We start from the raw sequence: 21428 nt of genomic DNA, 5'->3' as shown, positions 1-21428 counted from the left end.
ATGATCATCGTCGCCGGTCACCTCACCGTCGAGCCCGACAATCGCCACGCCATCCTGCGCCGCAACCGGGAAGTGATGGTGGCGGCGCGCTCAGCTCCGGGTTGTCTCGCGTTCCAACTCTCGGCCGACGTCATCGAGATCGATCGCATCAACATCTTCGAGCAATGGGAGAACGCCGACGCGGTCGAGCGCTTCCGAGGGACCGGGCCCGACGACGAGCAACGCGCGGGCATCGTCGACGCCGACGTGCACCAGTACGACGTGACGACCTCGACTTCGCTCTCATGACGGTTCCCACCGTCGAACAGGACGTCAGGTTCGGTGAACCCGGAGCCGGCCCGACACCTTGGCGGGAGACCGTTCGTGTCCTCGAGACCGCAGAGCTCTTCTGGATCTCGTCCGCACGGGCCGACGGCCGCCCGCACGTGACGCCTCTACCGGCCGTGTGGCACGAGAACCGACTCCACTTCTGCACCGGCCCGACCGAGCAGAAGGCGGTGAACGTCGATCAGAACCCGCGCATCGCGCTCACGACGGGATGCAACACGTGGAACGAAGGACTCGACGTGGTCGTCGAAGGCATCGCCGTACGCATCGAGTCCGACACGGAACTGAGCGCCCTCGCCGATCTCTGGCGATCGAAGTACGACGGCGCCTGGGACTTCGCCGTCGCCGACGGAATGTTCCACGACAGCGCCAGTTCGGCGATGGTCTTCGAGGTCGCCCCCGTAAAGGTGCTGGCGTTCGCCAAGGGGCCATTCGCCCAGACTCGATATCGCTTCTGACGCCCGAGGCCACCATGAGCCGAAGGGTCACGGGACCGGCGTGGGGTGGACCGGACTTAGGCTTGGTTCATGTCGTCGGTGAGCCGACCACCCAGATCCGGTGCCCTCGCCGGCGTGGTGGCGTCGTTCTGGGTGAGCGTTCGTCCTGAGGCGGACGGCGACGAGGTCGTCTTGCCCTCCGGGCGGGCGCAACTCGTGGTGGACGGCGGTCACGGCGTCGCTCTCCTCGTCGGCCCTCGCACGAGACCTGCGACGGTGTCGTCGTCGACGTTCGCGGCTGGGATGTCGCTGTCCGGTGCCGGTCTGCGGGCGCTGTCCAGGGTCCCGGTACCGGAGCTCGTCGACGTGGTGGTTGACGCCGACGTGGTCATCGAACGCGGACGCTGGGCGCAATGCCTCGAGGAATCAGACCCCTCGGCCATTCTCGATCGCCTCGAGCACGAAGCGCTCCGCCACCTCCGTGGCGATTGTGCATTGAGTCAGCAGGTGGCATCGGCCGAGCGAGCGATCCAGGGAGGGAGTCGAATCGATGAAGTCATGTCGGCGCTCGGTGCTGACCGTCGTCGACTCGTACCAGCCTTCCGCGACGCAGTCGGGCTCGCCCCGAAGCACTACCAGCGCATCCAGCGGTTCCAACGGGCGCTTCGTGCGATGCGGATGCCGACCCCGCCGTCTCTGGCGGAGATCGCCGCCACCTGCCGCTACGCCGACCAAGCCCACATGAGCCGCGACTTCAAGAGCTTCTCGGGTCTGACGCCGAGCCGTCTGCACGGAGCGACCTCATCCGCCCACAACCACATCCCTACCGGCCTTCACGCACCTGAGTGACCAGGCCTCTCAGGCATCGCCGTACGCATCCTCGAGACGCCGCCGGATCTCGTCATCGGTCAAGTTCTCCGTGACGTGGCTGACGATCCACAGGTGCCCGAACGGGTCGCGTACCCGACCTTCGCAACGACCGTAAGGCCGATCCTCCACGGGTACGACCTCTTCGGCACCGGCCTGCACCATCTGTTCACGTGTGTGCCGCGCATCCGCAACGGTCAGCTTCAACAGGACCGGGCTTCCACCCGCGGTCGCCGGTGCCAGCAGACCCCAATCCTCCACCGCCGAGGTCAGCGACAGTGGCGCGTCGCCGATCGCCAGATCGATGTTCGTCACTGTTCCGTCGGGCATCGTGAACCGAGCGAGCATCTCCGCGCCGAGTGCCACCCCGTAGAACTCAGCCGCAGCGTCGGGGTCGGGCACCACGAGGCGCGGCAGCAGCGTGATCAGCGTTGTGTCATTGGTTCGCATGAGGCATGGTCGGTCACGCCGGACCCCTTCGTCTTGAAGATTCCGCCAGAGTGCGCGCGTCGGGTCTTCGCGGTCCCCAGCCCACGTCGCGCAGCTTCACCGTTGACAACAGTTGATAACTCCGACGCACCCGCCGATTGTGTCGCAAAGCGACACCGACGACGAAAGCACGAGCGTATCCACCAACGCCGGGTCGGTGAGGCGCGTCGGGTGAGTGGAGCGTCCTCGAACCCCGGCTGAGGGCGTCCCAGTCCAGCAGGGTCATCCCGCGTGGGAGTAGCGGAAGAGCCTCGGCCGGGACCTCGACCTGATGGACGCCAGCGGACGTCGGTGGAATCGGCGCGGGAGTTACCGTGGGAGTTGCGCAGTTCTTTGCGGCGAGAAACTCCCGCGAAAGGCCTGGTCAGCGAGTTGCGACCGGCGGTCGAGTGCCTCGAATCGGGTGGGGTTCGATTCCCGATTGTGCTGGTCGATTCGCGCACGGAGTGGTCAACGTCGCGGACGCTTGACCAGGTCAGGCGGTGTTTCGCTACGCGGAGTGCTGGGTAGAGGGGTTCGATTCCCCTCGAAAAGTGGAGCTGGGGGGAATCGAACCCTGCCCTTGCGGGGGTCGCGTTTGCCCTGGTCACAGCGTTTTCTAGCCGCAGAATCTGGCCGGTGGGAGTTACCGCGGGAGTAACCGCACTCGACGTGTACCGACGCGATCGCGCGATGTAGGCCACGGACGGCGGTGGACTTGGGTGGATGTCGGTGGACGAGGCCGTGAATCGACCCTCGCAGGGGCGGCGTCCGTAGACGTCCACAGACGTCCAATGGACGACCATCTGCTTGCCGGGGTACGGGTTGCAGGCGTGACCGTGGCGGCCGGTGGCGGCGGCAACACGATCAGGACCTCGATTGGTCCGACGCGCTGGCCGTGGTGGTGCCGGCGGTTGTCGGCGAGTTCCACGTCACTGCGTTGCGTTCGCGGATCGCCGCCCAGTCGATCGGAACCCGCTGCAACTCGGCAAAGCGGGTCGGGAAGTCGGGCATCCGCCCGATGCCGAGCGCGTCGGGACACTCCCGATCGTGGGGCCGGAACCACGTGCCGAACACTTTGTCCCAGACCGACGTGATGGCTCCGAAGTTGGTGTCGCCTTCCTCGTAGACCGTCGAGTGGTGCCACCGGTGCAGGTCGGGCGTCGAGAACAGGTGGTCGAGCACGCCCGAGCGGAGGTCGATGTTGGCGTGCTGCAGTTGTCCATACATCAGTCGGACGGCTTGGTGCGCAACGAGTTGCTCGCGGCGCAGCCCGAGCCACTTGAGCAGCAGCTCTTCGAGCATTGCGTCGACCAGCACCTCGAGCATGTGGAACCGTGACGCGTTGAACCAGTAGAGGCGTCGCGGACTGTGGTGGACCGAGTGCACTCGCCATCCCGCACCCCATACGTGCAGCAGGTGGTGGAGCCGAGAGTGCACGAGGTCGTAGGCGACGATCGTGATGGCGGCCGACAGCGGGGTCGGCAGCCGACTCACGTCGACGAGCCGTCCACGGCGAGCCTGACGCGGGCCGATCACCTCGGCGATCGCCTGCCCGATTCCGCCCCCGACGAGGCTCGCCCCGAGGCTGGCGGCATCCGTCGCGACTTCGGCGCGTGAAGGCCGCCATGTCTCGTCGTGCGGGTGACGGGTCTCGGACCTCCAGATGATCGCGTGGTAGCCGAGCGCCACCGCGATCGGCGCGAGTGGCAGACGAGACGCACGTCCGGCGCGGACGAGACGGCGATCGAGCGCGACCGCGCCAGAAGCGCCCACTGCGACCAGACCGTGCAACACCCACGATCGCGCCGTGCGCCGACGCGCACGCCGGGAGGCCTCCGGGGTCGCCGAACGCGTCGTCACGTGAGCGCCAGCACGGCGGCGCTGTGAGGTGGCAGCGTGACCGAGGAGCCGGTGACCGCGATGTCCGTGTTCGATCGCGCCAGCGGTTCCGCGCGGTTGATCGGGTGGGCCACCGAGTCGTCACCCATGTTGGCGACGACCAGGATGCGCTCGTCGTCGGACGCTCGTTCGAAGCAGATGACGTCGAGGTGCGCGTCGAACAGCTCGAGGGTGCCGCCCGAGAGCGCGGGGCTGGACCGGCGCAGGGCGAGCAGCTCGCGGTACCAGTGGAGGAGCGAGTCGGGGTCGGCGTCCTGGGCTTCGACGTTGACTCGGTCGTGGTCGTCGTGGAACGGCAGCCACGGGGTGACTCCGGCTTCGGTGAAGCCGGCGCCTGGCTCGCCCGTCCACGACATGGGCACGCGCACCTCGTCGCGATTGAGCCGCTCGGGGATCCGACGGTTCAACCATTCCGGCAGCCACTTGGCGACCACGCCAGGGATGGGGTCGTCGGCTTCGCGCAGCGGGATGTACTGGTTGGTCATCCCGATCTCTTGTCCCTGGAAGAGCACGCTGGTGCCGCGCAGTGTGCACAGCAGCGTGGCCATGACGCGGGCCTTGCGCTGGTCGCCACCGAGGCGCGAGATCGATCGGGCGCGGTCGTGGTTCTCGATGACGTAGGTCGGCACGAGGGGCGGGGGGTAGAGGCGCTCGAACCGCTTGATCAGCGACCGCTGCGTGCGCGCCCGGTATGGCGCTGCGAGGAAGTCGAAGTCGAACACGAGGTGGAGCCCGAGGCGGCCGTCGTCGTCGACGTAGCGCTTCAGATCGGTGGGCGTGCCGAGGGCCTCTCCGAGCAGGGCCCGATCGCCGTCGAACTCTTCGCAAACGGCTCGCAAGCGCTGCGCGAGGGCGTAGTTCTCATCGGTGTTCAACGTGTGGATCGGATCGTCGATGCGTGGAATGCCTCCACGGAGCTGCGGGCGCAACGGGTTCGACCGCAGTTGGGCGTCGTGCATGATGGCGTGGAAGATGTCGAGGCGGAAGCCGTCGACTCCTCGGCCGAGCCACATGCGGATCATGTCGGTCTGTTCGGCCTCGACGTCGGGGTTGTGCCAGTTGAGGTCGGGCTGGAAGTCCAAGAATGTGGCCAGGTACCACTGCTGGCGTTCCTCACCCCAGTTCCACGCCCGCGGCAGGACGAGCTCGGATCGCCAGTTGTTCGGCGGCGTCGGCCGGCCTCGGCGGTCGGTGCCGCCGTCGGCCCACACGTACCAGTCGGCCTTGGGGTTGTCGCGCGACGACCGCGACTCGACGAACCACGGGTGTTCGTCCGACGTGTGGTTGAGGACGAGGTCGAACACGACCTTCATGCCGAGTTCGTGGCAGCGGTCGATCAGTCGCTGGGCGTCGTCGTTGGTGCCGTACTCGGGGGCCACCGTTCGGTAGTCCGAGACGTCGTAGCCGATGTCGCGCTGGGGGCTGGCGAAGAACGGCGAGATCCAGACGGCGTCGGCGCCGAGGTCGGCGATGTAGGGCAGTCGCTCGATGATGCCGGGCAGGTCGCCGATGCCGTCGCCGTTCGAGTCGGCAAACGACCGCGGGTACACCTGATAGATGACGGCCTGTTGCCACCACGTCTGCGCTGTCATGGGTTCGAGTCTTCCTTGCGTCGGTTCGTCTGCGCGGCTGCCGACCCCGAGGTCTGCGGCTCCTCGCCGTACCAAGTGGCCGTGTTGCGGTCGCGAATCGTGGACCAGTCGATCGGCACCCGTTGGAGCTCGACGAAGCGCGTCGGAAAGTCCGGCATCCGCCCGACCCCGATCTCGTCGGGGCACTCGCGGTCATCGGGTCGGTAGAACGTCCCGAACAGTCGGTCCCAGATCGATGTGAAGACGCCGAAGTTGGCGTCGCCCTCCTCGTAGACCGTGGAGTGGTGCCACCGGTGGAGGTCGGGGGTGGAGAAGACGTGGTCGAGCACGCCCGAACGCAGGTCGACGTTGGTGTGCTGGAGGTTCCCGTACATGAAGCGCACGGCCTGATTGGCGACCAGCTGGTCGCGGTTCATGCCGAGCTGCTTGGTCACCAGGCCTTCGACGAAGGCATCGACGACGATCTCGACCACCTGCGTGCGACCGGCGTTCAACCAGTACAGGCGCTTGGGACTGTGGTGCATGGCGTGGAATCGCCACCCCGGACCCCACACATGCAGCAGCTGATGGAACCTCGAATGAACCAGATCGAACGCGAGCAGCGAGATGCCGGTCCCCACCGGTACCGACAGGCTGCGGACACCACGCCGGCGCCGGACGCCGCCAATCGCGCCCGCCGCTTCTCCCAGGGCTTGGCCCGCAGCGGCGGCGACGAGGGTTGCCGCCAAGCATGCAGCATCGGTCGCGACCTCTGCTCGGGAAGCCCGCCACTCCTCGTCGTGGGGGTGCCTGCGCGAAAGGGCGACCTGCACCCCTTGGAACGTGACTCCGACGACCAGGGGTCCCACCGGCATGAGGAGCGCACCGAGGCGTCGGTGTCGGAGACGCCGGTCGATCGCGACCGCACCGGCACCGCCGGCGGCTACCAAGGCGTGCAACGCCCATGAACGAAACGCTCGGCCGCGCTCGCGCTGCCGTTCTTGGCGTATGTCCTGCGTTGTCATGTCAACGATGGTTCGGCGTCGGAGTCGATGTACCAGGTCGCTGCGTTGCGCTCACGGATCGTCGGCCAGTCGATGGGCACGCGCTGCAACTCGAGGTAGCCCCTCGGAAAGTCGGGCATGCGTCCGATGCCCAACTCGTCCGGACTGTCCCGGTCGGTCGGGCGGAACCACGTGCCGAACACCTTGTCCCACACTGACACCACCGACCCGAAGTTGGTGTCACCTTCCTCGTACACGGTCGAGTGGTGCCACCGATGGAGGTCGGGCGTCGAGAACACGTGGTCGAGGACTCCGGAGCGGAGGTCGATGTTGCTGTGCTGCAGTTGCCCGTAGGTGTTGCGCACCGCTTGGTACGCGAGGTGCTGGTCTCGGCTCAGCCCGAGGCGATCGAGCAGCAGCCCCTCGATGAAGCTGTCGATGGCGATCTCGAGGAACTGGAAGCGGGCGCCGTTCGCCGAGTTGAGTCGCTTGGGGCTGTGATGCACCGAGTGGAAGCGCCACCCGGGGCCCCACTCGTGCATCAGGTGGTGCAACCGGGAGTGCATGAGGTCGTAGCTCAGGATGGCGATCGCGGTACCGGCAGTGGTCGACAACCGTGACACACCCACGCGCTTCTCCGCGAGTGCGCCGGAGCGGGTGAGCATCGCTCGGGCCGCGACCTGCACCGCGCTCGCGGTGACAACGGTGACCGCACTGCTCACCGCATCGACCGGGAGTTCGGATCGCGTGATCTCCCACGACTCGTCGTGGGGGCGACGAACCTCGAGCGTCCGGACGACCGCCTGGAATGCACCGGCAGCGACCAGCGGGGCGAGCGAGGAAGAGTGCTCGGGACGGCGCCGGCGGATGCGGCGGTCGAGGCTCACCGCGCCGATTGCGCTCGCCGCGACCAATCCGTGCAGGCCCCAGGCTCGCATGGACCGGGATCGGTCGACGTGCCCGCGACGCTCGTCAGGTCTCGCGTCGTCCTCGGCGATCGGATTCGCGCCAACCGCTCGACCGATCGCTGCGCGCAGGCGTCCGATGAAGTCGATCATCAACGGTGCATCCGGGCGCATGTCGTCCGCCCCGTGGTACATGCCGGGCACGATGTCGAGTGCGACTTCGACACCGGCCGCACGCAGTCGATCCGCGTAGGCGAGGTTCTCGTCGTGGAAGAGGTCGGCGTCGCCGACGCCGATCCATGCCGGCGGCAGGCCCGCGAGGTCTTCGCAGCGCGCCGCCGATGCGAACTCGGGGACGTCCTCTGCGCCGGGTTCGGTGCCGAGGTACGACTTCCAGCCGAACCGATTGCTGACGTTGGTCCACACCATGGCCGACCGGGCCGCGTGGTCGGTACGCGCCGCCGTTCGGTCGTCCAACATCGGATACAGGAGCGCCTGGAAACAGATCGGCGGCCCACCTTCGTCGAGCGTCCGCTGGGCCAGCGATGCCGCCAGCCCACCACCGGCACTTCCGCCGCCGATGGCGATCCGTTGCGGATCGACGCCGAGCGCGGCCGCGTTGTCGTGCAACCAAGCGAGCGCCGCGGCGCAGTCGTCCAGCGCGGCAGGGAAAGGGTGCTCGGGTGCCAGGCGGTAGTCGACGCCCACAACCACGATGCCGAGCGCGGATGCCACCCCGCTCAGGAACCGGTTGTCGGCCTCGGGTGCGCCGAGCACGAGCCCGCCACCGTGCACCCACAACAGCGCGCCGCTCGGGGCCCTTCGGCCGTCCGGCTCGAACACCAGCACTCTGACGTCGTGACCAGCGGCACCGCGTGCCCGCTCGTCCCGCACCGGAACCGTCGCCCGCGGAGAGGCGAGCGGCACCAACGCTCGCCCGACCCGCAGCGTCCGCTCGTCCCGCACATCCAGGGGGAGGTACAGGACTGGCGACCGAAGCGCCGGATCGATTGCTTCCGCCACGCGCCGGTGACGTCGACGCAGCGCCCGACCCAGCACTCCGCCGACGACAGCGGCAGACAACGCGGCAGGCCGGGCGATCTTCACCGTCGAGTCCCACCGGTCGTCATCACCTCATCTAAGATGTGAACGACTATTCACGTCCAGTCCAGAAATCGGCAGCGCTTCTCCTGTGGCAACCACAACTCCCAGAAAGCTGACGCCACCTGCGGTTTCGCGCCGCCGCACCCCGTCGCAAGACCGATCCCGTCAGATGGTCGCAGGACTGGTCGACGCCACTGCTCAGGTTCTGTCCGACGTGGGGGTCGAGGGCCTCAGCACGAACAAGGTGGCCAAGGCCGCCGGCGTGTCGCCCGGTGCGATCTACCAGTACTTCCCCAACAAGGAGGCACTTGTCGACGCGCTCGTGCTCGACCGGTTCGAGCGCCTCGAGAGCCTGATCGAGGGTCGGATGGCCGAGGTGAGCGTCGACAGCGTCCGCGCTGCCGTGGAGACCCTGGTCCGGGCCGTGGCCGACTTCTTCACCGCCGAGCCGGGACTCATCGAGATCCTCGCCCCGTTCCTCGCTGCTCCACCGGCGGCAGAGACCGAAGCGCTGATCCGCTGGGTCCATGGCCTCGCCCGCAGCCATCTTTCCGGTGCCTCCGTCGAGCTCGACGTCACCGACTTCGACGCCGCCGCGTTCATCGCCATCGGCGTCGTCAGTCACTTCGCACCCCGCCTCGCGACCATCGACGACCCTGACCGACGAGAACGGCTCACCGCCGAAGTCGTCGAACTCCTGCTCCGATACGCGGGAGCAGGCGAGTAGGTCCGCGGCAGGTTGTCGTCAGCCGTCGTAGAAGAACGGCGGGTGAAGACCGACCACGGTCCGGGCTCGAAAATCGCCTGCCTTGGCGCGTTTGATCGCGGCGTCGGAGAGGTGGTTCGCGTCACGAGTGGTCCGGATCCGCTGGGCGAGGTCTCGCCGGCCGTAGTGGATCTGAACGAAGAAGCGGCCGTGGTCACCGGGACTGGTCGGGTGACGGCGGTGCCAGATATCGCTGGCGAAGAGGACGAGGTCACCAGCGGCGGCGGGTAGCACCTGACCGGTCGTCCCGTCGTGGTCGAGGTCGTTGTCGAAAGCCCGATCGAGCGGGACCCCCCGTCCCGAGCGGTGGCTGCCGGGGATGACCTCGGTCGGACCGCACTCGATCGGGCAGTCCTTCAGGTAGACGTGGATGGCGATCGCGAAAATGGGGTACGGGATCCGGTCGTCCCACGGCACGCCCGCCGGGCGGGGGACATGGGGACCGGCGTCCATGTGCCAGTTGCCGCCGGCGTGCTCGTTCTCGATGCGAGGTGGGTTACGCCAGGCCGTGTTCGAGATGACGTGGCAGTCCTCGCCCAGCAGCGGCTCGACCACGTCCAGGATGCGGCGATCGCTCACGAGGTCTTGGACCGCCGCGCTGCGGTTCAGCATCTCGTACCGAAAGTCGTCCCGTTCTTCCTCAGACAGTTCACCGCGAACGTCTCCCTCGTAGGTCTCGAAGGCGGTGGTCACCGAGGCGTGCAGCGTCGCGACCTCGTCGGCGTTGAGAACGGCGGGGAGGTGGATGAAGCCTTTTCGTTCGAGCTGTCGAGCCTGTTCCGACGTCTCGTCGGTGACTTCGAGGTAGAAGTTCTGTCGCGTGATCACGGGTCAGCTCCATTCCTGGGTCGTCGGCGGACGGGCAAGCATTGCAGAGTCACGGCGTCGACGATCTCGCCATGGGTATCGTCACGGCCAGCGCACGAAGCACGGTGAACATCCGCGGCTGCCACCGAACTCCGAAAGGCGGTGTCGCCGTGAGCGGCTCGCTCAACACGATCGACGTACTCGCCGGGATGGTTCGCGCCGCCGGGATCCTCGAGCTCGAGGACACCCCAGGTGGAATCGTGCTCCACCGGATGCCGTCGTGGGCTCGTTCACAGCACAACGACATCGCCCTCGCGCTGGTGGAGACGATGCCGTCGGGGGCCCGGCTGGAGATGACGACCGACGCGACGTGCATCGAGCTAGACGTGCAGCTCACGCACGTGCAGTTGGGAGCCGAGCCGGGCATGCCGGCATGCTTCGATCTGGTCATCGACGGCCAACTCGCGGACGAGAACACGAGCCGCGATGGCACGCTGGTGATCGTCGACCCCATGACCGGTGCAGTCGACATCGAACCAGGTGGTCCCACCACCATCCGCTTCACGGGCCTCCCGGCTGGCGACAAACGAGTGGAGGTGTGGCTGCCTCAAGGTGCAGCCGTCCACCTGATCGAGATGCGGGCCGATGGTGCAGTCTCGGCGACAGCTGCGACTGCCCGAACATGGGTCCACTACGGGAGCTCCATCTCGCATTGCCTGGAAGCGACCCGCCCGACCGGAGCGTGGCCCGCCGTCGCGGCTCGACTCGCCGGTGTCGACCTGCAGAGCTTCGCTTTCGCCGGGCAGTGCCAACTCGATCCGTTCGTCGGCCGGATGATCGCCGCGCACCCGGCCGACTTGGTCAGCCTGAAGCTGGGCATCAACGTCGTCAACGGAGACACCATGCGCGAGCGGACCTTCGTGCCGGCCGTCCACGGCCTCCTCGACACCATCCGTGACGGCCACCCCACCGTCCCCGTCGTCGTGATCACGCCGATCACTTGTTCCGCCGCCGAAGACCACCCCGGACCGACCACCAGGGGCCCTGGCGGTGAGACCGCAGTCGTCGCCCGAAGCTCCGAGCTCGCGATCGGTGCGCTGACACTGCGCCGCATCCGCGAGCTCGAGACCCAGATCATCGAAGACCGACAGCGCGATGACCCGAACCTGCACCTGCTGCCGGGACCCGAACTCTTCGGCCCTGCCGACCTCGACGACCTTCCCGACGGGCTCCATCCCAACGCCGCGGGCTACCAACGCATGGGCGAGCGCTTCCACGCGTGGGCGTTCGAGAACGGTCCCTTCGGCTGAGCCGTGTGCAGGACCGCGAACCCGGTATCGGCTCGCAGCGCGCTCGGCGAAGGCTTCGGGTAGTCCGCCAGAGAGATCGTCTGCGGGGCATCTCCGCCGGAGATGTCTTCGCGACGATCCCGACGGGAGACACGTCCACGAACGTCAGCGGACGTCTGTGGGCCCAAGGGTGATCCCCCGGCTGACGAGTTGGAGTCCCACCTCCTCGATTTCCGCGCAGATCTGAGCCGAGCGGGACGATGCTGCCCCCGAACGGACCCGACTCGCTCAGAGCGAACGAAGTAAGGGCGCCTCGGACTCTGGTCAGCCGATGCGGGACGATTGGCCGCCATCGACGGGAAGGATGACGCCCGTGATGAATTCGGCCTCCGACGACGCGAGGAACAGCACGGCGTCGGTGTGAAGGACGACAACCGGATCGAGAATCTCGAGCTCTGGGTGCGTCCGCAGCCGAGCGGGATTCGTGCGGCCGACGCCCTGGAATGGGCGCTCGAGATCGTCGCTCGGTATGGCGAAGGGGCATCGGGCAGCTCCAACAATGCTCAAGCCGAGATGGATTGAGCACGCTTGGAGCTGGGGGGAATCGAACCCGGGCGTTCCGGTCGCCGCGTTTGCCCTGGTCACAGCGTTTTCGGGTAGTCGAATCTCGCCGGTGGGAGTTGCCGCGGGAGTTGCCGCACTCGACGTGTACCGGGGCGCGCTCGAGATGTAGGCCACGGACGGCAGCGGACGTCGACGGACGACTGTGGACGGAGCCGCGAAGGAGGGGTCGTCGGGGCTGTGTCCATGGACGTCCACAGACGTCCGATCGCGCGTGGAGCGTGGCTGCGTGACCGCCGATCTGGCCTCGACGAACTTCGTTGCGCTGCCTCCGAATTGGCCGTACAGTGGCCGGACAGGAGGTCGTCATGTCGACAACGCGGCTACGCAGTGAGCGTCTTGAGGTTCGGACTACAAAGGACGAACGGTCGTTGATCGACCGTGCCGTCGCGGAGCAGGGAACGGACCTGACCGAATTCGTCATCTCGAATCTGACGGTGGCGGCCCGGAAGGTGCTGGCCGACCGGACGGAGTTCCGACTCGATCAGGAAGCCGCTGATACGTGGGAAGCAGTGAATCGGCGCCGCGGCCGCGACCTCCCGGGTCTGCAGAGGCTGATGGCGCGACCATCGCCGTTCACCGACGAGTGAGCGTCCGGTATCGGGCACCCGTACTCCTCGACTCCGACCACGAACTGGACGGGTTCGCGAGTCGCTCGGAGGAGCAGACGGAGTGGCTCCGCCGCCACGCTCGCCAGTCGAGCAGCTCGGGGACAACTCGGGTGTTGGTGGTCACGTCGGTCGACTCGAAGTCGGTCGTCGCGTACTACGCCTGGTGCATGGCCAGCGTCGCATTGGCTGACGCACCGGACCGGCTGCGGAAGGGCGCAGGCCGCTACCCCCAGCCCGTGGCCCTGCTCGCCCGCTTGGGCGTCGACATCAGGCACGAACGCAGCGGTCTTGGCGCTGGGTTGCTGCAGGACGTGATTGCCAGGACGCACGCGTTGGGGTCTGAGATCGGCTGCCTAGGACTGCTCGTTCACGCCGAGACCGACGAGGCGCGGACGTTCTACGAGCACCTCGTGCCGGAGTTCGAGACCTCGCCCACCGACCCACTGCACTTGTTCCTGCTGATGAAGGACATTCGTCGCACGCTCACCTGACACTCGGCCAATCATTGATGTGCGCCACGTGGTTCGGGGATACGCCAGTGGCGCGTCCTCCAACGGCACATTCGTGACGCGTGCCGTGCGTGTGCTCGCGTGCGATAGGGATGATCTTCGCCTTCGTCATCGCCACTTCGGTGTGGTCACTGGCGCGCACCGATGACTTTCGTTCGCCAGTACCGTCGAAACAGACATGACTGAACCCCAATCCCCCATGTCGGTCTCTCGGAGCATTGCCGCTCCCGCTGCAGTGCTGTTTGCGCATCTCACCAGGCCGGAGGATCACCCCGCGATCGACGGGTCAGGGCTACTACTGGGCACGAACCATCAGGTCCTGTCGGGCGTCGGGGACGTGTACGAGATGAGGATGTGCAACGACTTCCTCGGCGACTACGTGATCGAGAACAACGTGGTCGAGTTCGAGCGTGATCGCCTCATCGCCTGGGAACCGGTCCTGAAGGAGACGAGCCATCCTGAAGCACAATCGAACATCGGAGTCAGAGCACACCTGCGCTGGCGCTGGGAGCTGACGCCGCAGTCCGACGGAGAGACCCTCGTGACCGAGTCCTACGATCTGTCTCGGTCTCCGAAGTGGTTGCACGAGGCCACGAAAGAGGGTGAGGACTGGCGCGAAGCGATGGAGACCAGCCTGGAGAACTTGGCGGGGATGGTCGAGAAGACCTGACTCCTCCCGCACGCTCGAGCGCCGACGGCGTCCTCCAGTGGCGATCTGGACGCCGATCGCACGCCTGATAGCGCTCCCGTCCGGGGCGGTGCTTTCGGGGCACGCCGTCGACCCGCCCACGTTCGCCACCGCAGGGCAAGCTCTCGCCAGGCGAACTCGACTCACCCGAGGCCGTGGGGCCCAAAGCCGTTGGTCGCTCGCAGCGGTCGAACCTACGGTCGGTTCACATGTTCGAGTCGGTCCATGAAGGTGACCTTCCACAAGAGGGGACGAGGATGCGGGTGGACGGCGCTGCGTCCGCCTCGCTCGATTGTCCAAGGTCCGACCATGGCCGCTGGCGGCGACCTCCCGCACGATCTCTACACGTTCGTGATCGAGGACGGCCTCGACATCGAGCGCGGTTTCTGGGGGTGCGTGGCGGCCGGCGCCACGTTCAAGACCCTGGGCCGCAAGCAGACCCCGCAGGGCAGAGCCGTGATCTCTCGGCAGCTCGACGAACTCGATGCAGCCGAGACTCGGGTCAACGAGATCTACTTCGCATGGCGTGCCGGGGAGGCGACGGCGCTCGCCAGCGAGCTGAACACGATGTTGGATCGATGGCGTGTGCTGCCCGACAGCGGTGACCTCGTCGTCGAGTGGCCAGCGAACCGACCACATCGTCGCGGGTAGCGCACTCGGTTGAGCCTCAAGTCGGCGAACGAGGTTGCACCATCCCCTACCGCCGGCTCGGGGACGCCCGACAGGGGAGAGGACTGTCCCCGAATCCCGGCTGCGAGCGCCTCAGTTCCGCGACCTCACGGCCGCGCGGGAGTAACCAGCGGTTCCGGGTCCTGAGCTCGAAGCTGATGGACGCCAGCGGACGTGGGTGGAATCGGCGCGGGAGTAACCGTGGGAGTAACGCACTTCTTTGCGCCGAGAAACTCCCGCGAATGTCCTGGTCAGCGAGTTGCTGCCCGTTGTCAAGGGCCCCGAATCGGGTGGGGCTCGATTCCCAATCTTCCTAGTCGATTCGCGCACTCAGTGGTCAAACCCGTTGGAGTCTGACCAGGTCAGGTCATGTTTCGCTACGCATAGTGCGCGGTGGAGGGGTTCGATTCCCCTCGAAAAGTGGAGCTGGGGGAATCGAACCCTGACGCCGTCGGAGCCGCGAAAGTCCTGGTCACAACGTTTTCGAGTCGCAGAATCCGGCTGCTTGGAGTTACCGCGGGAGTTACCGCACTCGCCGTGTACTGAGGCGAGCGAGCGATGTAGGCCGCAAACTGCGGTGGATCTCGACGGACGTCGGATGGACCTGCCTACGAGAGCTCGAATGGGTGGTGTCCACGGACGTCCACAGGCGCGCGTCGTTCAGAATTCGAGGACCAAGAGATCCAGTCCGACCGCGACCCGTGCTGTGACCACTTCGGCCGGCGCTAGTGCTGGCCTACGCCCAAGTGGTCCGCCACCGACGGCAGGCCGGGGCATCAGGTCGACGGGCGCTTCGCCACAGCTGACGGTCATGCGTCGTCAGGCGTCGGCGGCGTGAGGAGTGTCCGCTCGTCGACGCGGTGCTGTAGGACGTTCAGGATGTAGGAGTCGACGACCAGGTCGAGAGGGACGTCCCGCCCGGCGTCCTCGGCGAGTTTCCAACCATGCTCGAGGACCTCGTGGTAGAGCTCGGCGTCTTCGAGGCGTCCTCGGAGTTCGTCGGGGACCTGCGCCATGGTCGGCTCCCACCGCTCGCGCAGCCACCTCGACGCAACGACAGCCTCGGGGAGAGGGTCCGGACCCTCCTGGACCCAGACGCCGTAGGCGCGCATGGCGCCGAGCAGCCGTCGCGCTTGGTTCTCGTGGGCGGTGATACCCGTGAGTCCTGCCAGCTTGCGTTTGTGGTGGCCCTCCTCGACGATCGTCGGTCGGAAGTGGACGAGCCCGTCGCGAGCGTCGAGTTCGACCTCCTCGGTGTCGAACCCGAGTTCGTTGAGCCGGTCGAGACGTTGGCCGATCGAGGCGAGCTCGGCCTCGCCGACGTTCTGCGTCATCGTCAGGTCATCCCACAGCGCGCAGTATCTGTCGTCGAGACTTTCGCCGGTGCTGAACGCGTCGATCCCTGGCTGGAGGGTCCCCGCGGCCTCCAGGTCGAGCAGGCCGCCGATCACGTTCTCCACCGCGATCTGCAGGTCGAAGGCCCGCTGACCACGACTCAGTTGGCTGTGGATTTCGGCGGTCTCTGTGTCCACGGCGTACGCCCGCAACGCTCCGGCGTCTCGCCGGAAGAGCGCATTGTTCAGGGAGCAGTCGCCCCAGAAGACCCCGCCGAGGTGGAGCCGGACGAGCAGGACGGCGAGCGCATCGACCAGCTGGTCGGCGACCGACGGGACATTCGGGGTCGCGAAGAGGTGGGAGTAGGGGACCGAGTACCGGAGATGTTTGGTGATCAGCACTGTGGGAAGTGGCTCACCCGATCGGTCATGCCGCTCGAACGCGATACCGACCAACGTGACCGCAGGGATGCCCAGCTGCCGAAGCGCAGAGAGCACATCGAACTCGCGGACCGCAAGGTGGTGCGGGAGCTCCTTGAGGGCAGCAAAGTCGTTCGACGTCGGCACGAACCGCACCACGTGGCGGTGGTTTCCTGCGGGGAGGATGACCGTGGTCTCGTCGGGCCAGTCCTCGAGCGGTAGATGCCAGGGCAGTCGCAGGAGGTCGTCCTGGGGGAGCGTTGTCTTCAGCCTGAAGGAGACCATCGGGCAGGCCCTACGCGGTCCACGTGCTGCCGTGGCCGGTCGCCGGACTCGTACGGACGCGGGCGCGTACCTGATCGAGGTCGACCTGGATGTGGCACGAGTTCCCTTCGTGTTCCCACCGGATGTCGAAGCCGGCGGCCGATGTCTGTTCGATGTGCGGTGCCCGAGCATCGAACGCGGGGTGTGTGGACCGGAGCTCGAGCAGTCGACCCTGTCGTGTTGCGGCTTCGGACCGCAGGAGGTGGTCCACCTCGTCGGGCGAGAAGTCGGAGCGGTTGATCGAACGTCCCTCGCCGGTACGGGCGACGGCATCGACGTCGTTTCCGCTGCCGAGGAGCCCCTGGTAGTACACCTGGGGTCGCCCGGGGCTGAAGAGCTGGATGGCTCTGGCCACGACGAGATGGTCGATTCCTCCGGCGGCGTCCAGGTAGGAGATGTTGACCTGGTGCGCGTCGAACTCGATGCCGCGTTCCTTGGCGCCGAGTATCCGGTTCACATTGGCACCACGCCTCTCGAGCGCCGCCACGAGCTCGATCAGATCGTCGATCCCGAGAATTCCTCGCAGGTCGGGCTGGACCGGTATGCCGTCGTGCGAGTCCAGCGTCGTCACCGTCGTTGCGGGGAGACTCGAGAGGTGCTTCACGAGGAGGTCCGCTCGTCCGGTGCGCAGCGCGTGGATGACGAGTCCGGGAAGGATGAAGTCGTACGAACGATGATTACGTGAGGTGAGCTCCTCGATGACCTCCGGGTCGGCGTGGATCTCCGGGAGTGTGGTCATACCGTGCCGCGCGGCCATGGCCTCGAACGACTCGAGGATCTCCCAGATCTGAGGTTCGACCATGAAGCAGGACGTCCCTCGCTCCTTGGTGAGGTAGCCGACTGCGTCCAGCCGGACCTCAGTCGCGCCAGCGCTGGCGAGCGAGGCGAACCAGCTCTCGTACCGTTCGATGGTCAGGGGCGACCGGTAGTCGAGGTCGATCTGGTCGCTGTGGTCCTCGTCGGAGCCGAACGTGGCCCAGACCCGTTCGGTGGCGCCAGTGTCTGCGATGACCACGTCGAGGAACGGATGCTTCGGCTTTCGGAGGAAGATCGTCTCGAGGTCGGCTTCCGGGACCTCGCCGCTGGTCCAGACCTTGTCCGGCCGCATGAACATGTCTGCATGGCGGGACGATCGTCCGTGTCGTTCGAAGTCCTGGAACTCGGGGGACAGGCGTGAGAGGTGGTTCACGGTGACGTCGAGGGTCAGCGGGCCGGCGCTGGCGATCGCTTGGAGGTCGCGCCAGGTCCCGAATCGCGGCTCGACCATGTCGTAGCGAGTCGGAGCGAAGCCGCGATCGGCCGATGACGGGAACGGCGGCAACACATGGACGCCGCCGGCGAACTGCTCGCCCAGCCCATCTCGCATCAAGGCAGCCAGGGCCCTGAGTGAGCCTCCGAGCGAGTCGGGGTAGGTGATCAGTTGGGGTCGGCGCTCGAACGGCGTCACCCGACAATGAAAGCGCTTTCATCTCATGTGGTCAAGAAGCAATCCACGCACGGTCGCCATCGAGTTCGATTCGTACCGGAGGAGCGAGGGTCCCGCCGAAGTGCTCTCGCCTCGAGGTGATGGACTCGACGTCGAGGTGATCGGTCCACGGTCCGACGAGCGAGTGGGCGTCGATGAAGCTGTGTACGGTCAGGTCGTCCAGCACCATCCAGGAGTAGGCCTGAAGCGGTTGCTCGGGCGGATTGGTGAAGACCGCTCCGTGGCCGTTGATCGGCACGTAGTCACCGAGGAGTTCGTTCGAGACGAAACCGTAGAGGCCGGTCGGTGCGGGAACGTCGGGGTGGAACGTTCGACTCTGGGTTGAGAAGAACAGGTAGTAGTGCGAGTCGTGCACGAGCACGTGGGGTCGCTCGAGTTCATTGTTCACGCCGTCGGCGGTGACCAGTGGATCGAGTACCTCCCATCCGGCGCCGGTGCGGCGGGCGACGCCGATCGCACCGTTGAAGTCGGTGCGCGACTGCTCACTCGGCAACGACGCGGTGAACAAGACATGCTGGACCGTCGTCGCTGGATCGCGGAAGGGGAATGGGTCGCGAAACGCCTTGATGAATCCTGGTCGACCGTCGTTCTCGTCCGCTCGGTCGTAGCGCGTGGGATCCGGTGGAAACAGCTCTGAATGGAGGGACCAGCGCACGAGCCTGGGTTCCCCCGAGCTGCGGTCCACTTCGGCCTCCGCTCCGAAGAGGCGCTGCCGGAAGTGTGCGACGCGGGGGTCGGAGCTACCCACGGCGGTGTACGTGACCCAGATGCGGTCACCGTCGAGCACGGCCGAGCCCGCCCACTGCCGGTTCCCGTGTGCTGCGCCCGCAGGGAACACCGGCCCGAGATCGAGCCACCGCAGGTCGGGGCCACGTGCCAGGAGTCGGAGAACTGCGCGCTCGTGGCGTTGTGCCGGGTCGCCCTCGGCGAGACAGGACAGGCCGATCCACAGCCAAGTTCCGTCGACCTGTGCCTGCGCGCCGGCGGGCGTCCGCACGGGGCCGAGGTCCCAGAGGTCGAGGCCCTCGACCATCTTGGCTGTCTGCGCACTCGTGATGACCGGTGTGTTCCCGACAGTGTCTGCTCGGAGTCGCGCCAACTGGGCCGGAGCCCATCTCGAAGTCATGGCGTCCACACGCGGCTGATCTCGAGCGATCCGTCAGGATGCACGGTGAGTGGACGCGCAGGGCCGAGGCGGCCGACGAAGGTTCCGTCCGCATTGGCACGCTCCCATGCCAGGAAGCACGGCTCGCCGCTCGCGTCGTTGTGGACTCGCCCGGCGTAGGTCGACCCCACCGGATCGGCCTCGAGTGCCCCGTCGCCGATCATCTCGAACGGGCCGTCTGCGGACTCGGCGATCAGGTAGTACGTGCCGGTGCCCGGCCCGGTCCGCCGCCGTTCCTCGCTCTGAGTCCCGATGTCACTCGAGAAGAGGAGATACCAGTGGTCGCCGAGTTCGAGGAGCTGGGGTACCTCGAGCTGTCCGAAGCCCTGCGGGGTCACGATCGGATCGAGCGTCTCCCAGCTTCGGAGATCGTGGCTGCGGGCTCGCCCTACGACGCCGCGATCGTGGCGCGCCCCAGTGTTGGAGCGAGCGGTGAACAACGCCAACGCGCTGCCGTCGGGGAGACGGGTGAGCCATGGATCACGCCAGGCCTCGTCGGGCCACATGTCGAGGTCGAGGGTTTCGTATCGCTCGGAGTCGGCCTCGAGCACGGCATCGCCGTGGCGGTGCCAGGTGTGGAGGTCCGGCGACGTCGCGAGCCCGATGCGCTGCACGAGACCTTCCTCGGCGTGTGAGGTCCCGGTGTAGAGCATCGCCCATTCGTCGTGCCATCGCAGGACGCTGCCGGTCCACGTCGCCAGGTCGTCGAACGCGCCTGGAGGCCCGACGGAGAGCGCGTCGTCCACGACTCGCCAGGCTTGAAGGTCGCGGGACATCGCGTGGCCGATCGACGCGTTCCAATGACGGCGCTCAGGATCACCGAGCGACCGGGGCGCTTGGAGATAGAAGAGGTGATGGTCGGCGCCGTCGGTCGCCAGCCAGAAGTCCCAGAGCCAGTGCTCACGGAGTTCAAGCGTCATCTGCATCCTCCCGGAGATCGTGTCGGGTGGGCATCGACCCGTGGACCCACAGTATCTGCAAGCGCTTTCATCCAGGAAGTACGATGATCCGGGCCAACGAGCTGGAGCTGTCCATGAGTCGCAAGCAGGCGTCGATCAATGATGTTGCGGCGGAGGCAGGCGTCTCCGCGGCCACAGTGAGTCGAGCGCTCCGGGGCTTCACCAACGTCGCTCCGTCGACACGAGCACGCGTCGAAACCGCAGCGAAGCGACTTCACTACCGAGTGAATCCGGCGGCGTCACAACTGGCTCGCGGACGGAGTTCGACGGTCGCGATGGTCGTCCCCGACCTCGACACCTGGTACTTCTCCTCGGTCATGGCCGGCGCCGAGGCAGTGCTGACCGCCAACGGCTACGAACTCGCGGCGTTCGTCGTCGGCGACGATGTCGCCCGTGAACGCCTGACGACGAGCCCGATGCTCCGCGGCGCCGAAGGTGTGATCCTGGTCGACGTCGACCTCGACCCTGCGCAGGTGTCGACACTGGTGGCGACCAGTGGCCCGACAGCGACCGTCGGCCTGGAGCTCGATGGCGTCCCGAGCGTCGTGGTCGACGATGTTCTCGCCGGGCATCTGGCGACGACCCACCTGCTGGCGTTGGGTCACTCGTCGATCGCCCTGGTGGGAGGCGGAGCAAGCGGCCATCTCGGATTCTCCGTTCCCGCTGCGCGGCGGGAGGGCTACCTCCAGGCCTTGCGCGACGTCTCGCTCGCAGCTCGCCCGGAGTTCGACGTTGATGGCAACTTCTCGATCCGCGGTGGCTACGAGGCGATGTCGCAACTGCTCACTCTCGATGACGTTCCGACGGCAGTCTTTGCCATGTCCGACGAGATGGCCTTCGGCGCGCTCAAGGCGATGCGCGACCACGGTCTGAGCGTTCCGGGCGACGTGTCGATCGTGGGCGTGGACGACCACCCGATGGCATGGGTCGAGGATCTCACGACCATCGCGCAGCAGGTCGGCGATCATGGTGCGTTGGTCGCTCAGGTGGTGCTCGACCTCATCGAGGGTCGCCCCATCAGCGATCGGGTCGAGTTGCGCCCATCCCTGGTCGTACGCGGTTCGACGGCTCGGCTGGCGTGATCATCTGGATGTAAGCGCTTGCATGATCGCGGATGACGTGACATCGTTCACGTGGGGGATAGGCGCGTTTCGAGGTCAGCCCCGGCAATCACCACGATCGATCGAGGAGCCAC

Annotated in this window: 21 protein-coding genes and 1 pseudogene; 11 read left to right on the top strand and 11 right to left on the bottom strand. The window is 66.7% G+C overall.

Features of this window, described 5'->3' with window-relative positions; translation table 11 throughout:
- The 3 genes from AB8619_RS11925 (at position 1) to AB8619_RS11915 (ending at position 1613) form a co-directional block, all read left to right on the top strand.
- Positions 1-288, top strand: a complete 288-nt coding sequence (locus AB8619_RS11925) for a putative quinol monooxygenase (protein WP_436792851.1) — start codon at positions 1-3, stop codon at positions 286-288.
- Entirely contained in the window at positions 285-785 is a 501-nt protein-coding gene (locus AB8619_RS11920) for a pyridoxamine 5'-phosphate oxidase family protein (RefSeq protein WP_436792850.1), read from the top strand. The genes AB8619_RS11925 and AB8619_RS11920 overlap by 4 nt, the downstream gene beginning before the upstream one ends.
- Before the next feature lie 69 nt (positions 786-854).
- Complete coding sequence (locus AB8619_RS11915; RefSeq protein WP_436792849.1) at positions 855-1613, top strand: helix-turn-helix domain-containing protein; 759 nt, start codon at positions 855-857, stop codon at positions 1611-1613.
- Positions 1614-1622: 9 nt separating this feature from the next.
- Here the strand turns inward: AB8619_RS11915 and AB8619_RS11910 are convergent, their stop codons facing one another.
- From AB8619_RS11910 to AB8619_RS11895, 4 genes are all read right to left on the bottom strand, one after another.
- On the bottom strand, positions 1623-2081 hold the full coding sequence (locus tag AB8619_RS11910) for a VOC family protein (RefSeq protein WP_436792848.1): 459 nt from the start codon (positions 2079-2081) through the stop codon (positions 1623-1625).
- 885 nt (positions 2082-2966) lie between these two features.
- Positions 2967-3875 (bottom strand): sterol desaturase family protein, encoded by a 909-nt coding sequence (locus AB8619_RS11905; protein ID WP_436792847.1) that lies wholly within the window; start codon positions 3873-3875, stop codon positions 2967-2969.
- 83 nt (positions 3876-3958) lie between these two features.
- A complete protein-coding gene (locus AB8619_RS11900) occupies positions 3959-5593 on the bottom strand; it encodes an alpha-amylase family glycosyl hydrolase (protein WP_436792846.1) in 1635 nt (544 codons plus the stop codon).
- Entirely contained in the window at positions 5590-6147 is a 558-nt protein-coding gene (locus tag AB8619_RS11895) for a sterol desaturase family protein (protein WP_436792845.1), read from the bottom strand. The genes AB8619_RS11900 and AB8619_RS11895 overlap by 4 nt, the downstream gene beginning before the upstream one ends.
- Before the next feature lie 24 nt (positions 6148-6171).
- Here AB8619_RS11895 and AB8619_RS11890 point away from each other — a divergent pair, with 24 nt between their 5' ends.
- Positions 6172-6540 (top strand): hypothetical protein, encoded by a 369-nt coding sequence (locus AB8619_RS11890; protein ID WP_436792844.1) that lies wholly within the window; start codon positions 6172-6174, stop codon positions 6538-6540.
- A 53-nt stretch (positions 6541-6593) separates the two neighbouring features.
- Here the strand turns inward: AB8619_RS11890 and AB8619_RS11885 are convergent, their stop codons facing one another.
- Positions 6594-8588, bottom strand: a complete 1995-nt coding sequence (locus tag AB8619_RS11885; protein ID WP_436792843.1) for an alpha/beta hydrolase fold domain-containing protein — start codon at positions 8586-8588, stop codon at positions 6594-6596.
- Positions 8589-8754: 166 nt separating this feature from the next.
- On the opposite strand from AB8619_RS11885, the gene AB8619_RS11880 reads away from it, so the two are divergent.
- Positions 8755-9312, top strand: coding sequence for a TetR/AcrR family transcriptional regulator (locus AB8619_RS11880; RefSeq protein ID WP_436792842.1), 558 nt, complete (start codon positions 8755-8757; stop codon positions 9310-9312).
- A gap of 18 nt (positions 9313-9330) precedes the next feature.
- On the opposite strand, the gene AB8619_RS11875 is transcribed toward AB8619_RS11880, so the two are convergent.
- A complete protein-coding gene (locus tag AB8619_RS11875) occupies positions 9331-10179 on the bottom strand; it encodes a phytanoyl-CoA dioxygenase family protein (RefSeq protein ID WP_436792841.1) in 849 nt (282 codons plus the stop codon).
- 71 nt (positions 10180-10250) lie between these two features.
- Here AB8619_RS11875 and AB8619_RS11870 point away from each other — a divergent pair, with 71 nt between their 5' ends.
- Positions 10251-11468 (top strand): GDSL-type esterase/lipase family protein, encoded by a 1218-nt coding sequence (locus tag AB8619_RS11870; protein ID WP_436792840.1) that lies wholly within the window; start codon positions 10251-10253, stop codon positions 11466-11468.
- A gap of 303 nt (positions 11469-11771) precedes the next feature.
- Here the strand turns inward: AB8619_RS11870 and AB8619_RS11865 are convergent.
- Positions 11772-11861, bottom strand: a pseudogene (locus AB8619_RS11865) (3-oxoacyl-ACP reductase); the annotation flags it as partial.
- Positions 11862-12376: 515 nt separating this feature from the next.
- On the opposite strand from AB8619_RS11865, the gene AB8619_RS11860 reads away from it, so the two are divergent.
- The 4 genes from AB8619_RS11860 (at position 12377) to AB8619_RS11845 (ending at position 14527) form a co-directional block, all read left to right on the top strand.
- Complete coding sequence (locus AB8619_RS11860; RefSeq protein WP_436792839.1) at positions 12377-12658, top strand: DUF1778 domain-containing protein; 282 nt, start codon at positions 12377-12379, stop codon at positions 12656-12658.
- A 188-nt stretch (positions 12659-12846) separates the two neighbouring features.
- Positions 12847-13170 (top strand): hypothetical protein, encoded by a 324-nt coding sequence (locus AB8619_RS11855; protein ID WP_436792838.1) that lies wholly within the window; start codon positions 12847-12849, stop codon positions 13168-13170.
- Between the two features lie 196 nt (positions 13171-13366).
- Complete coding sequence (locus AB8619_RS11850; RefSeq protein WP_436792837.1) at positions 13367-13858, top strand: SRPBCC family protein; 492 nt, start codon at positions 13367-13369, stop codon at positions 13856-13858.
- A 327-nt stretch (positions 13859-14185) separates the two neighbouring features.
- Complete coding sequence (locus tag AB8619_RS11845; protein ID WP_436792836.1) at positions 14186-14527, top strand: hypothetical protein; 342 nt, start codon at positions 14186-14188, stop codon at positions 14525-14527.
- A gap of 827 nt (positions 14528-15354) precedes the next feature.
- Here the strand turns inward: AB8619_RS11845 and AB8619_RS11840 are convergent.
- The 4 genes from AB8619_RS11840 to AB8619_RS11825 are packed head-to-tail and all read right to left on the bottom strand — an operon-like array spanning position 15355 to position 20200.
- On the bottom strand, positions 15355-16584 hold the full coding sequence (locus AB8619_RS11840; RefSeq protein ID WP_436792835.1) for a DUF4032 domain-containing protein: 1230 nt from the start codon (positions 16582-16584) through the stop codon (positions 15355-15357).
- 10 nt (positions 16585-16594) lie between these two features.
- Positions 16595-18070 carry a sucrose phosphorylase gene (gene gtfA / locus AB8619_RS11835; RefSeq protein WP_436792834.1) on the bottom strand — a complete coding sequence of 492 codons (1476 nt, stop codon included), beginning with the start codon at positions 18068-18070 and terminating at the stop codon, positions 16595-16597.
- 31 nt (positions 18071-18101) lie between these two features.
- A complete protein-coding gene (locus AB8619_RS11830; RefSeq protein ID WP_436792833.1) occupies positions 18102-19235 on the bottom strand; it encodes a glycoside hydrolase family 68 protein in 1134 nt (377 codons plus the stop codon).
- The gene (locus AB8619_RS11825) at positions 19232-20200 is read right to left on the bottom strand and encodes a glycosyl hydrolase family 32 (RefSeq protein WP_436792832.1); all 969 of its coding nucleotides are present in this window, start codon (positions 20198-20200) and stop codon (positions 19232-19234) included. Before AB8619_RS11825 ends, AB8619_RS11830 begins: the two co-directional genes overlap by 4 nt.
- 20 nt (positions 20201-20220) lie before the next feature.
- On the opposite strand from AB8619_RS11825, the gene AB8619_RS11820 reads away from it, so the two are divergent.
- The gene (locus tag AB8619_RS11820; protein WP_436792831.1) at positions 20221-21315 is read left to right on the top strand and encodes a LacI family DNA-binding transcriptional regulator; all 1095 of its coding nucleotides are present in this window, start codon (positions 20221-20223) and stop codon (positions 21313-21315) included.
- Positions 21316-21428 lie beyond the last annotated feature (113 nt).

Origin of the sequence: Actinospongiicola halichondriae (assembly GCF_049103745.1) — a bacterium.
Lineage (GTDB): Bacteria > Actinomycetota > Acidimicrobiia > Acidimicrobiales > Salinilacustritrichaceae > Salinilacustrithrix > Salinilacustrithrix halichondriae.
This window is presented reverse-complemented; position numbering and strand designations above follow the sequence as displayed.

What these genes read in the sequence shown, in the direction of transcription:
- AB8619_RS11925 (WP_436792851.1), top strand. Translation starts at nt 1, where the DNA reads ATGATCATCGTCGCCGGTCACCTCACCGTCGAGCCCGACAATCGCCAC.
- AB8619_RS11920 (WP_436792850.1), top strand. Translation starts at nt 285, where the DNA reads ATGACGGTTCCCACCGTCGAACAGGACGTCAGGTTCGGTGAACCCGGA.
- AB8619_RS11915 (WP_436792849.1), top strand. Translation starts at nt 855, where the DNA reads ATGTCGTCGGTGAGCCGACCACCCAGATCCGGTGCCCTCGCCGGCGTG.
- AB8619_RS11910 (WP_436792848.1), bottom strand. Translation starts at nt 2,081, where the DNA reads ATGCGAACCAATGACACAACGCTGATCACGCTGCTGCCGCGCCTCGTG.
- AB8619_RS11900 (WP_436792846.1), bottom strand. Translation starts at nt 5,593, where the DNA reads ATGACAGCGCAGACGTGGTGGCAACAGGCCGTCATCTATCAGGTGTAC.
- AB8619_RS11890 (WP_436792844.1), top strand. Translation starts at nt 6,172, where the DNA reads ATGAACCAGATCGAACGCGAGCAGCGAGATGCCGGTCCCCACCGGTAC.
- AB8619_RS11880 (WP_436792842.1), top strand. Translation starts at nt 8,755, where the DNA reads ATGGTCGCAGGACTGGTCGACGCCACTGCTCAGGTTCTGTCCGACGTG.
- AB8619_RS11870 (WP_436792840.1), top strand. Translation starts at nt 10,251, where the DNA reads ATGGGTATCGTCACGGCCAGCGCACGAAGCACGGTGAACATCCGCGGC.
- AB8619_RS11860 (WP_436792839.1), top strand. Translation starts at nt 12,377, where the DNA reads ATGTCGACAACGCGGCTACGCAGTGAGCGTCTTGAGGTTCGGACTACA.
- AB8619_RS11855 (WP_436792838.1), top strand. Translation starts at nt 12,847, where the DNA reads ATGGCCAGCGTCGCATTGGCTGACGCACCGGACCGGCTGCGGAAGGGC.
- AB8619_RS11850 (WP_436792837.1), top strand. Translation starts at nt 13,367, where the DNA reads ATGACTGAACCCCAATCCCCCATGTCGGTCTCTCGGAGCATTGCCGCT.
- AB8619_RS11845 (WP_436792836.1), top strand. Translation starts at nt 14,186, where the DNA reads ATGGCCGCTGGCGGCGACCTCCCGCACGATCTCTACACGTTCGTGATC.
- AB8619_RS11840 (WP_436792835.1), bottom strand. Translation starts at nt 16,584, where the DNA reads ATGGTCTCCTTCAGGCTGAAGACAACGCTCCCCCAGGACGACCTCCTG.
- AB8619_RS11830 (WP_436792833.1), bottom strand. Translation starts at nt 19,235, where the DNA reads ATGACTTCGAGATGGGCTCCGGCCCAGTTGGCGCGACTCCGAGCAGAC.
- AB8619_RS11825 (WP_436792832.1), bottom strand. Translation starts at nt 20,200, where the DNA reads ATGCAGATGACGCTTGAACTCCGTGAGCACTGGCTCTGGGACTTCTGG.